Here is a 12,350-nt window from a genome sequence, read left to right on the forward strand (position 1 = left end):
ATGGAAGACAATAAAGACAAAACCTCAGAAAACACTAAGAATGATTTAAATGCTGAATCTTCAGAAAAGGTAAAAAGCAGTTTAAAAGAGTCCTTTGGTAGCATAAAACATTTTCTTTATGAGCTTTTGGATATAGCGCATGATACGGATAAGGATGCTACTACGGAAGCTATTCTTAAAGATATTCCGTTCAAAGGGCACACGGCATGGATTTTAATATTCTCTATAATAATTGCCTCAATAGGTTTGAATGTTAGTAGTACTGCTGTAGTTATTGGAGCTATGCTTATCTCTCCTCTTATGGGGCCTATTGTTGGGCTAGGTTTTTCTGTCGCTATTAATGATGTGGACTCCTTGAGGAGGTCACTCATCAACCTTGGAGTGATGGTAGGTTTAAGTTTACTAACGGCCTTTCTCTATTTCCAGTTATCTCCTTTAACACAATTAACACCTGAGCTAGAAGCTAGAACATATCCTACAATTTTGGACGTTTTAATAGCTATTTTTGGTGGGTTAGCTCTAATTATTGCTAAGGCTAAACGAGGAACTATAATTACCGTTATTTCTGGTGTAGCCATTGCTACTGCTTTGATGCCTCCGCTTTGTACAGCAGGTTATGGCTTAGCGGTTTGGGACTTAAGTATCTTTGGTGGCGCCATGTATTTATTTACTATCAATACAATTTTTATAGCTTTAACGACGTTTTTAGTTTCAAAATTTTTAAGATTCCCCTTAGTGAAATATGCCAATTCACTAAGGAGAAAAAGAATTGCACAGATCGCTTCCTCAATTGCAGTTATCGTTATTATTCCCAGCATATATCTGTTTTATAATCTATTGAAAGAATCCTACTTTACCAATGATGCGAATACTTTTGTCCAAAAAGAATTAGAAAATTACAAACAGTCTTTTCTTCAAAAAAATTCAACAGTCATTTCTTATAATTCTGGCACAGATCCAACTATAGAAGCTTCGTTTTTGGGAAAAGAAATTCCAAAAGAAGTCATTATGTTATGGAAAGACAAGCTAAAAAATTATGCGTATTTAGAAGATACCGAGCTTAAAGTCCTCCAAAATGAAAATTCCGAAAATTTTGATCAACTCAAATATATGGTTGAATTAAAAAAGAGGGATTCTTTAGAACTTGCTATGTCTAAAGCCGAAATCGAAGATTTGCGTTACGAACTAAGGACCATGCAAAAAAGTAACAGAATTGTAAAATTCGATAGATTAGTGAAAGAGATTCAATTGAATTACAATAATGTAGTAGAGGTTAGTTTTGCTGATGTCATCAAGTCGAACTTTGAAAATATGGATACCATACCAACGTTCAGCATCAAATGGAATGCTGAATTAGATTTAGAAGAGAAGGAAATGAAACTCAATAAATTGAAAGAATGGTTATCTTATAAATTGAGCTTGGAAAATATTTCAGTACACTCCATTAACTAAAGGCCTTCTCTTTGCGAAATTCTTACTTTTTGAAATAAATTTGAGGCATAAACAAAGTCAGTTAATTTCTGATTATCAGTCTTGTAAATAGTGTCTTTGTTGCCCTCCCATGCTTTTAAGCCGTTTTCCAGATAAACGATGTTTTCACCTATTTCAAAAACTGAATTCATATCGTGAGTATTAATCACTGTTGTGATATCGTTTTCATGTGTAATTTCTTGAATAAGATTATCAATTACAGAAGCTGTTCTTGGGTCAAGACCCGAGTTGGGTTCATCACAAAATAAAAAATTAGGTTTGTTGACAATAGCCCTTGCTATGGAAACTCGTTTTTGCATTCCTCCACTAATTTCTGAGGGAAACTTATCATTAGTATCTATAAGATTCACCCTATCTAAGACTTCTTCAACGCGATTTTTCATCTCGCCTTTGGTCATTTCTGTAAACATTTTTAATGGGAAAACCACATTTTCTTCAACAGTCATAGAATCAAATAAGGCTCCGCCCTGAAACACCATCCCCATTTGTTTGCTCAACTCTCTTTTTTCATTTTTAGAAAAGTTCTGATAAGCTTTGCCGTTATATAGAATGGTTCCTTTATCTGGGATGAACAAACCAAGTAGGCACTTTAAGAAAACTGTTTTACCTGAGCCAGATTGGCCTATGATAAGGTTGGTTTTACCTTTTTCAAATACAGTATTGACGCCTTTTAAAACTTCTAGATCCTCAAAAGACTTATGTAAATCTTCGACTTTTATCATATCAACTTAATAACAATTGGGTGATGAAATAATTCATAAAAATAATAATCACACTCGTCCATACAAAAGAGGTGGTTGCTGCACGCCCTACTTCAAGTGAGCCTCCTTTCATATAGTAACCATGAAAAGCAGGAACTGTAGCTAAAATAATCGCAAAAACAAATGATTTTAAAAAGGCATAGAAGACTTGAAAAGGTATGAAGTCTTCTTGAAGCCCTGCTAAAAATTGTTCTGAACTTAAAAATCCACCATAAACACTCGCTGTGTAAGCTCCTATTATTCCAACAAACATGGAAATCGCAATGACAAATGGAAACATGCACATGGCAATAATTTTGGGAAAGACAAGGTAATTTAAAGAGTTTATCCCCATCACTTCTAAAGCATCTATTTGTTCTGAAACTCGCATAGTACCAATACTAGAGGTGATATAAGACCCTACTTTACCTGCCATAATAATAGCGACAAACGTAGGAGCAAATTCTAAGATAATAGACTGTCTCGCTGCAAATCCGATTAATGATTTGGGGACAAAGGGATTAGAAAAGTTTAAAGCTGTTTGAATAGCGATAACTGCTCCTATAAAAAATGAAATAAAGACTACTATTCCTAAAGAACTAATGATAAGGTCATCTAACTCTTGTAGAATAAGCCTCTTCAATTCTGAAGTTTTGGTCATCTTTCTAAAGGTTTCGTAAATCATGATGAAGTATTGACCAATACTTTTAATGTAATTTGATAGCATTCGCTCTAAGCCTTTTGAATTTTTGATAAAAATAGAATAAAAACACGAGGATTCAATTTAACTAAAGCATAAACTTAAAACCTCTACAACTTCCTATATTTGCATCAAAAATTAATATATCATGAAAATTGTATTTAGCCTTTTATTAGTTCTAATGACCCACATAAGTCTTTTTGCACAGCAAAACACGAAACTGGTTGTTGGTGTAGTCGTTGACCAAATGCGTTACGATTACTTAACTAAATTTGAAAACCACTATTCTGAAGATGGTTTTAAACGTCTGCAGAGAGAAGGGTTTGAAATGAAAAATTTTCATTTTGATTATGTGCCTACCTATACAGGACCTGGTCATACCTCAATATATACTGGTACAAGTCCTATGAATCATGGTATTATCGCAAATAACTGGTATGATAAATTTGAGAAAACTAGCGTGTATTGTGCCTCAGATCCTTCAGTGAATGCCGTCGGAATCGAGCCAGATAACAAAGCTGGGAAAATGTCTCCACAACGCATGTTAACGACTAGTTTTGCAGATCAAAACCGATTACACACTCAATTTAAAGGGAAGACAATTGGAGTTTCTTTAAAGGATAGAGGTGCGATTCTACCTGCCGGTCATACTGCTAATGCTGCGTATTGGTTTGCAGGATATGATCGTGGTGACTTTATTACAAGTGATTACTACATGCAAGACTTGCCACAATGGGTGAAGGATTTTAATAGGTCTGGTACAGCAAAAAGTTACCTTAAAGAATGGAACACACTTAAGGATATCTCCACTTATATTGAAAGTGGTCCCGATAAGAACAATTATGAAAACGGTTTTAAAGGGAAAGAAGAAGCTACATTTCCATATGACCTTAAGGAATTAGCGAAAGACAACGGTGACTTCGGCGTTATAAGACCAACACCATTTGGAAACGACTTACTTCTTGATTTTGCAAAAGAAGCTATTAAAAATGAAAAGTTAGGTCAAGATGAATTTACAGACGTTTTCACTTTAAGTTTTTCTAGCCCAGATTATACAGGTCATAATTTTGGAGTGAATTCTAAAGAAGTCCAAGACCTCTATATCCGATTAGATCAAAATATCGCTGAGTTGCTGAAGTTTTTGGACAAAGAAGTAGGCGAAGGAAATTACACCTTATTTTTAACGGCAGATCATGGTGCAGTTCATGTGCCTCAATTTCTTAAAGACAACAAAATCCCTGCTGGATATTTCGAAACAGGGGAGATGCAAAGCGCATTAGAAGCCCATCTAAGTGAGAGCTTAGGCCTTGTCGATATTATAGAGGAAATACAGAATCAACAAATTTTCTTAGATGACTCTAAGTTTAAAACTTATGCTGATTTTGTATCTGCTCAAAATGAAATCAAGCGCTTCTTGCTACACTACCAAAATATCGATAAAGTCTACACTAGGGAAATGCTGGAGCATAGTGACTTTAGTGGGAATCCTGCAGAACTTATTTTAAGAGGATTTCACCAGAAGCGAAGTGGAGATGTGGTTTATGTTCTTCAGAACTCGTATATATCATACTCAAGAAAAGGGTCGACACATGGTAGTGGAAATAATTACGATACTCAGGCACCGCTATTGATGTTTGGAAATGGTATTCAACAAGGTAAAACCTATACTAGATATCACATTCCAGATATCGCTCCTACTATTTCAGCCTTATTAGGAATTGCACTTCCCAATGGCGCAACAGGGAAGGTTATTTTTGAGGTGTTAAAATAAGCGCTGCTTAATTTTATGCCATCTATATTTTCTAATAAAGGCTCCTTCTTTTTCATTGATTAAGAAGGAGTTTTTTTTGTAGTTAGATTTTAAATAAGCGAGCATTGCTTTATAGAAAAAATCTAGTTTCTTTTTATTTAATGCCATTTTAAAACAGGTTAGAAAGGCTAATGCCAAACTATATCGCATTCTAAATAGAGAGATTCCAAAAACTTTTGGTAGACTTTTAGAGTAATGAAGTCCAGTGGGCTTAAGATGTTTTACAATTAGTGAATTTTTGGTTTCTACGTCCCATCCATAATATCTCGCCTTCATCTCATCAATCGTGTCCCAGCCCATAGCAGAGGTCAAGCCTCCAATATCCCTAAAGCAACTTTGGTGATAAGATTTTAAGGCTCCACGGATATGATCTGGATTGGTTAATTTTTCAATCTGCCAGACTCCATCAATTTCGATACTACAAAACCCTGCAAACATACCGAGTTTTGAGTTGGCTTCAAAAGCTTTATGTAAGGTTTCTAAATAATGATTTGGAAAAATAAGATCTGCATCAAACTTACAGAGGATATCATAGGAGCTAGCTAAACCAGCTAGACCAAAATTAAAAGCCTCTACAATTTTACTTCCAGGTTCATGGCTATAGCTTTTTTCTCTTGAGGTGTAGGTTAAATTCTCATGGGCAGAAGATAAGCTACTTAAAATTTCGGGTGTTTTATCTGTAGATCCGTCATCGACCACCAAAATATGTTTTGCCGAATAGATTTGATTCACCAATGAGGTCAAACATTTTTCAATATGGGCTTCTTCGTTATAGGCAGGAATAATAATGACGATGTCCACGGCTTAAGATTTTCTTTGGCAATATACCAAGTAATATCTAGGAGTAATTAGTCTAAGTAATGGTCTAAAGCCAATTTTTCGGACGGGATGGGTAAAGGTTTTAGCTTCTATGATTTCCCAGCCCGCTTTTTTTAATAACCAATTGAATTGCCAAGTTTCAAATTCGTGATAATGCCTGTCCCATGGATCAGTTTTACTTTGATAGGCTTTCGAAAACCAAAGTTTGAGAGGAACACTAGCAAATAGATGCTCACTCTGTACACTTTTTAGAATTTCTAATGGAGATAAGAGGTGTTCAAAAATTTCAAAAGCAGTCGTTATTTTTGCTGAAGAAGAGAAAAGTTGATTTCGATCTACATCTAAATCTTGACCTTTAGTATTTTCAACAGAAAACCCTTCCGCAGTCATGAGTTTTGAAAATGGATTTTCAACCCCAAGATCTAAAATCGTAGAAGGCGAATGAGCATGACTTTTTAAAAACTCCATGGTAATGTTGAAACGCTTTTCTGGGTAATGCTTTTCGTACATGGACAGTCTAGATTTCGTAGACTATAGCATTTATGTTCATACCTGCACCAACACTAGCAAACATAATGGTATCTCCAAGCTTTAAACTTTCGTGTTCAAAATTTCCTTTTAAAAACATGTCGTATAAAGTAGGTATGGTTGCCACGCTACTGTTTCCAAGTTTATTGATGCTCATCGGCATGATGTCTGAAGGCGTTTCTTTGTCAAACAGCTTAAAGAATCTATGGACAATAGCCTCGTCCATTTTTTCATTAGCTTGGTGGATAAAGATTTTTTTCAAATCAGTAATGGATTTGCCACTTTCTTCTAAACACGACTTCATCGCTTCAGGAACTTTAGATAATGCGAAATTATAGATTTTTCGACCGTACATTTTTATGTAGGCTCGATCATCTTCGCGTTTAGGTGAAAAGGATTTATCAAAGTAGATATAATTGGCCTCTGTCTTAGCATAGGTTGCTGACTTGTGTGCTAAAATACCACCAGACGAATCTATATTCTCAAAAACGGTAGCACCAGCACCATCAGAGTATATCATACTATCCCTATCATTGGGATCAACCACTCTCGAAAGGGTTTCTGCGCCAATGATCAAGCACCGCTTAGCCATTCCTGCTTTCATAAAGGCAAAGGAATGTATACAACCTTCTATCCAACCGGGGCAACCAAAGAGTAAATCATAGGCTACACAGCTTGGATTCTCAATTTGTAACTTTTCTTTGACGCGGGAAGCAATGCTTGGAACTGTATCTGCTTGTTGCTTATCGTGACTTACATCCCCAAAATTATGGGCAACGATAATATAATCTAGAGTTTCTGGATCTATACCTGAATCTTTTATAGCTTTTTCAGCGGCAAATGTTGCTATGTCTGACATGTTAAGTTCGCTACCAACATATCGTCGTTCCTCAATGCCAGTGATAGCTTTGAATTTTTTGATAATGACTTCAGGGGGAGCATCAAAAGCAGTTTCATCTTGATTGAAAAATTCACTTTTCAAAAAGTCTTCATTCTTTTTGATTATATCTGGGATATAGCTTCCAACACCAACAATTTTAATATTATTCATTTGTGAATACTTTTTATAGCAAGTTACTTTCAATGTAACTTAATTGTAAATATATAGACAAAATTAATCTATTTTCAAGTCTATTTTGAATTTGATTTTAGACAACTTCAAATTTTATATATATTTTTTTGTTTAAAAAGTTCTCTTTATAGTCATTCAGAATTTCTGATCTCTCCTTATATAGTCTGAAGTAAATTAAGTAAAAGGTGATAAATGAAAGCATCGTAAAAAATGCTAAAATAACCATAGATAAATCTTGAGTTTCACTAAGCCTACCGAGATGAGGAGCCAATAGTAAAGGCATGAAGATGATACCAATTTAAACCTATAATGTCGAAATAAATCGTTTTACCGAAATGAATTCGGCACAGGCTTTTTCGTCTGCTTTTTATTAAAAATAATTACCGTAACTCAGGCTATGCTACTTATTTTTAATTTCAATCCATCAAAAAATAATTCAATTTATTTATACGATGTTATAAATTTAATTTGGAATAAATGGAAATAGAATTAGTAGACACAAGAAGTTGATCTAAGTAAAAGTAGTTGTCTCTTTTCTTTAATCCTTTAATTTCCTTGTGATGTTTGCGAAAATAGAAGATCAATCCAAATATAATTACTATGATGAACACACCAGCAAGGACAAAGGGCATAGAGTCAAGTGAGATCATCGCAGAATAGATAATCAAAAAACATGCGGTTGCTAAAAACCAAAATCTCGGTTTTGATACGTTATCTCTAATTACTTTCAAAATCACTTTTTTGTAAAAGTAGGTTTTGATTTCCTTTATATAATAATCAGAAACATCTGAGAATCGAATTACACCATAATTTTTATATGCATTTTGAAGCGCCTCTTCAAAAGAAAGAGTCTCCTCTTCTTTGATTTGCTGTAAAATGTGGTCCTCCAAATCTCTAGCAATAAGTAATCTTACATCATTAAAGTCAACGTAGTGATTTTTTGTAAACTCAATGAGTCTTAGTTTTTCAGTATGAGATAAGTTCATAGTTTAAAGGTATCAGGTATAAAAAACCTCCTCAAGGTTAGTTCACTTAAGGAGGTTTTGAATCATTTTTCAATGGTAAGAAACTCTAGATATAAGCTTCTATTGGAGCACAGGTACAGGTGAGGTTCCTATCACCATATGCTTCATCAACTCGTCTGGTGGTTGGCCAAAATTTGTTTTCTGAAACAAAGGGTAATGGGAAAGCAGCTGTTTGTCGGCTGTAGTCGAAGTCCCAATGATCTGCGGTGAGCATCCCCATGGTGTGGGGTGCATTCTTCAACACATTATTAGGATTATCAACTGTACAAGTTTCTACCTCCTTTTTAATAGAAATCATAGCTTCACAAAATCTATCTAATTCTGCTTTACTTTCACTTTCTGTAGGTTCTATCATCATAGTTCCCGCTACTGGAAACGAAACTGTAGGGGAGTGAAATCCGTAATCGATAAGTCGTTTGGCAATATCTTTCACTTCAATACCATACTCTTTAAAATCTCTACAATCAATAATCATTTCGTGAGCAGCTCTTCCTTTTTCTCCAGAATACAAGGTTTTGTAATGTCCTTTTAGTCTATCTTGAATATAGTTAGCATTCAAAATAGCATACTCTGTAGATTCTCTAAGCCCTTTTTCTCCTAACATTCTGATGTAAGCGTATGAGATTAGGCATACAAAAGCAGATCCAAAAGGAGTTGCAGAAATGGAAGATATGGCATGAGTCCCACCAGTTTCTATTAAAGGATTGTTTGGTAAAAAAGGAGCAAGTTGCTTTGCAACACATATAGGACCAACTCCAGGGCCACCACCTCCATGAGGAATAGAAAAGGTTTTGTGTAAATTTAAGTGACAAACATCTGCGCCAATTCTTCCTGGACTCGTTAAGCCTACTTGGGCATTCATATTGGCGCCGTCCATATATACTTGTCCACCATGTTCGTGAATAAGGGTAGTAATTTTTCTGATATCCGATTCAAAAACACCGTGAGTAGAAGGATAAGTCACCATCAAGGCCGCTAGGTTTTCGCTATGTTCTTCAACTTTAGATCTTAAATCTTCAATATCGATATTACCTTTTTCGGTGGCGTTAACTACCACGACCTTCATTCCAGCCATAACTGCACTTGCAGGGTTGGTGCCGTGAGCAGAAGAAGGCACTAAACAGATATTTCTATGAGAATCCCCTCTGGATTTGTGATAAGCACGAATCACCATTAAACCAGCATATTCACCTTGTGCACCAGAATTGGGCTGCAATGAGGTAGCTGAGAATCCTGTGATTTCCGTTAAATAATCTTCTAAACTATTTAGGATTTCTTGATAGCCTAAAGCTTGCTCTTTTGGAGCAAATGGATGAATATTCCCCCATTGTGGGTTGGATAAAGGAAGCATTTCTGATGCGGCATTCAGCTTCATAGTACAAGATCCCAATGGAATCATGGAATGGTTTAAAGCTAGATCTTTTCTTTCTAGCCTTTTTATGTAACGCATCAACTCTGTTTCAGAGTGGTAGACATTGAAGACATCGTGGGTTAAAAATTCCGTTTGTCTACTTAATACACTAGAAGAGATGATACCTTCTTTTAAGTCTTCAAGTTTTAAAGTTTCTTTTTCATTCGCTTCTCCAAAAATACCGAGAATATCGTTGAGGTCCTCAAAAGAGGTGGTTTCATTTAAAGAAATGGAAACACTTTCAGAATCTGGATAATAAAAATTGATTTCTTTTTTTTCAGCTAAATCTTTAATCTTATCCGCATCAGCTTTGATAAGAATAGTATCGAAGTAAAGTTTATTCACTTGGTAGTATCCCAATTTTTCAAGAGCGTCTGATAGACTTACTGTTTTTTTATGAATTTGACTTGCAATATGCTTAAGACCTTCTGGCCCGTGGTATACAGCATACATTCCAGCCATGATGGCAAGTAAAACTTGAGCAGTACAAATATTGGAAGTTGCCTTATCTCTTTTGATGTGCTGTTCCCTAGTTTGTAAAGCCATTCTTAAAGAGGTATCTCCATTGAGATCTTTGGTAACTCCTATAATTCTTCCTGGGATGCTTCGCTTATAATCTTGTTTAGTTGCAAAGTAAGCAGCGTGTGGCCCTCCATAACCAAGCGGAATTCCAAAACGCTGCGTGGTTCCAACGACTACATCAACTCCCCAATTCCCTGGAGCCTCAAGTAAAACAAGGCTAAGTAAATCTGCAGCGACAGCTACTTTAATGTCATTCTCTTTTGCTTTTTTGGTAAAGTTTTCAAAATCATTAATTTCTCCACATTTACCAGAATATTGAACCAGTGTACCAAAGAAACTAGAATCAAAATCAAATTCATCATATTTTCCAATGACCAATTCGATTGCTAGAGGCTCAGATCTGGTCTGTAATAAAGCTAAGGTTTGAGGTAACACATTATCACCGACAAAAAACTTAACAACTTTATTTTTCTTTTGTCCCTTTGTTCTTACAGAATATAATAAATTCATGGCTTCAGCTGCAGAAGTAGCTTCGTCGAGTAAAGAAGCGTTGGCCAATTCCATACCTGTTAAGTCAGACACCATTGTTTGAAAATTCAGCAAGGCTTCTAGTCTACCTTGAGCAATTTCAGCTTGATAAGGAGTGTAAGCGGTATACCATCCTGGATTTTCAAAAACATTTCTTTGGATTACTGCAGGAAAAATAGCTTCATGGTAACCAAGACCTATATAAGACCTAAAAGTTTTGTTTTTTTTAGCAATAGAATTAATATGCTTAGAAAATTCATACTCAGTAAGCGGAGCGGGTAAGTCTAGCTTTTGTTCCAACTTTATATCGTCTGGAATAGTCTCGTAGATTAATTGTCCTGTTGATTCAGCTCCAACGGCTTTAAGCATTTCTTTTATGCTCTTCCCACGAGGACCAATATGTCTTGATGCAAATGACTCTATATTCATTTAAGATTTTTTAGAAATTTGGTCACAAAATTACATTATTTTAAATGAAACGATTGTTAAAGATGGATTGACTATCGTTAAGTTTTAAAGAAAATTACTTTGAATAAACTTTACTTTTGTGGGTATGAATTTTTTACAACAAACCTTTAAGTTTTATATCAATTCAAGTCTTCATGTAGCGCTTGCCGTTGTCTCTTTTACAATGGTGACTTATCAGAATTTTAATCTACCAGTGGACAGTGATATAGTGGTGTTCGTTTTTTTCTCGACAGTAGTGGCTTACAATTTTGTTAAATACTATCCAGTATTAAAATTGAAGCGTGAAACCATTACTATTGAATTGAAGAGAATAGTTTTGTTGTCCCTTCTATCCATCATTCCGTTGGGAATGATTTTAGTGACTATGACACCTGAAGTTTTTCTTTTTATCGTTTGCATGGGGATCTTAACTCTACTATATGTATTGCCTTTTTTGCCAAAGACAAAAAACCTTAGAGATGTGAGTGGCCTAAAGATATTCGTCATCGCCTTAGTTTGGACTGGAACAACTGTGGTATTGCCTTTTTTTGAGACTGGTCAAGGTTATAACCTTTTAGCTACAGAGACTATGTATTATGCCTTAAGTAGATTTTTCTTGATTATAGTGCTTACCATTCCTTTTGAAATCAGGGATACAAAACTTGATAGTCTGTACCTAAAAACACTTCCTCAGTGGGTAGGGGTTAGAAGTGCCAAAGTGATAGGAGTATTATTAAGTTTGTTATCCTTGTTTTTTTTAGTTTTAGGTGGGGAGGACTTATTCAGTCTTTATAATACATTATATATAGTGGTAATAGGATTCGTATTGTTCTCAAACCAAAACAATACTCTTTACTATTCTGCATTTTGGGTGGAGAGTTTTCCTTTACTTTGGTTTGTGTCGATTTTTATTTTCGGCTAATACTTTTGATTACCAGTCCTTTACCTTCGGATAGAATTTTAATGCAAAGAAATCGCATTATTGATTAGGTTAGAAGGGAAAAAAGGTTGTAGTTTTGCACTCCGCTAAACGAGGTGTAAGAGACGCACAGAGGCGTAAGGTAATACAGATTGGGTTATAGGGTTTGTAGAATTGGTTTTGATTTGGTTTTGATTTATTAAAGTTCTTTAAAATAAAGTTTAATTTTTTTCTTCAAAACGCCTTGTTAGGTTAAAAATAAGTATTAGGTTTGCAACCGCTTAGAGAAGCATACGAGTTTAAGATCATTTGGATATGATTTAAACAACAAGAATTAA

General features: G+C 35.1%; 10 protein-coding genes. 3 read left to right on the top strand and 7 right to left on the bottom strand.

Features of this window, described 5'->3' with window-relative positions; translation table 11 throughout:
• A complete protein-coding gene (locus P700755_RS11540) occupies positions 1-1,452 on the top strand; it encodes a DUF389 domain-containing protein (RefSeq protein WP_015024849.1) in 1,452 nt (483 codons plus the stop codon).
• Here the strand turns inward: P700755_RS11540 and P700755_RS11545 are convergent.
• Positions 1,449-2,213, bottom strand: a complete 765-nt coding sequence (locus P700755_RS11545; RefSeq protein WP_015024850.1) for an ABC transporter ATP-binding protein — start codon at positions 2,211-2,213, stop codon at positions 1,449-1,451. The genes P700755_RS11540 and P700755_RS11545 overlap by 4 nt on opposite strands.
• Before the next feature lies 1 nt (position 2,214).
• A complete protein-coding gene (locus tag P700755_RS11550; RefSeq protein ID WP_015024851.1) occupies positions 2,215-2,958 on the bottom strand; it encodes an MlaE family ABC transporter permease in 744 nt (247 codons plus the stop codon).
• A 121-nt stretch (positions 2,959-3,079) separates the two neighbouring features.
• Between P700755_RS11550 and pafA the strand changes: the two genes are divergently transcribed.
• Positions 3,080-4,702 (top strand): alkaline phosphatase PafA, encoded by a 1,623-nt coding sequence (gene pafA, locus P700755_RS11555; protein ID WP_015024852.1) that lies wholly within the window; start codon positions 3,080-3,082, stop codon positions 4,700-4,702.
• Here pafA and P700755_RS11560 read toward each other — a convergent pair.
• From P700755_RS11560 to gcvP, 5 genes are all read right to left on the bottom strand, one after another.
• On the bottom strand, positions 4,694-5,542 hold the full coding sequence (locus P700755_RS11560) for a glycosyltransferase family 2 protein (RefSeq protein WP_015024853.1): 849 nt from the start codon (positions 5,540-5,542) through the stop codon (positions 4,694-4,696). The genes pafA and P700755_RS11560 overlap by 9 nt on opposite strands.
• Positions 5,543-5,545: 3 nt before the next feature.
• Positions 5,546-6,070 (bottom strand): class I SAM-dependent methyltransferase, encoded by a 525-nt coding sequence (locus tag P700755_RS11565; protein ID WP_015024854.1) that lies wholly within the window; start codon positions 6,068-6,070, stop codon positions 5,546-5,548.
• A 7-nt stretch (positions 6,071-6,077) separates the two neighbouring features.
• On the bottom strand, positions 6,078-7,139 hold the full coding sequence (locus P700755_RS11570) for a 3-oxoacyl-ACP synthase III family protein (RefSeq protein WP_015024855.1): 1,062 nt from the start codon (positions 7,137-7,139) through the stop codon (positions 6,078-6,080).
• Between the two features lie 476 nt (positions 7,140-7,615).
• Positions 7,616-8,146 (bottom strand): hypothetical protein, encoded by a 531-nt coding sequence (locus P700755_RS11580; protein WP_015024857.1) that lies wholly within the window; start codon positions 8,144-8,146, stop codon positions 7,616-7,618.
• Between the two features lie 85 nt (positions 8,147-8,231).
• Positions 8,232-11,075, bottom strand: a complete 2,844-nt coding sequence (gcvP, locus tag P700755_RS11585) for an aminomethyl-transferring glycine dehydrogenase (RefSeq protein ID WP_015024858.1) — start codon at positions 11,073-11,075, stop codon at positions 8,232-8,234.
• A 124-nt stretch (positions 11,076-11,199) separates the two neighbouring features.
• On the opposite strand from gcvP, the gene P700755_RS11590 reads away from it, so the two are divergent.
• Positions 11,200-12,015 carry a UbiA prenyltransferase family protein gene (locus P700755_RS11590; protein WP_015024859.1) on the top strand — a complete coding sequence of 272 codons (816 nt, stop codon included), beginning with the start codon at positions 11,200-11,202 and terminating at the stop codon, positions 12,013-12,015.
• Positions 12,016-12,350: the final 335 nt, after the last annotated feature.

The sequence above is a fragment of the Psychroflexus torquis ATCC 700755 genome (assembly GCF_000153485.2).
GTDB classification, from domain to species: domain Bacteria; phylum Bacteroidota; class Bacteroidia; order Flavobacteriales; family Flavobacteriaceae; genus Psychroflexus; species Psychroflexus torquis.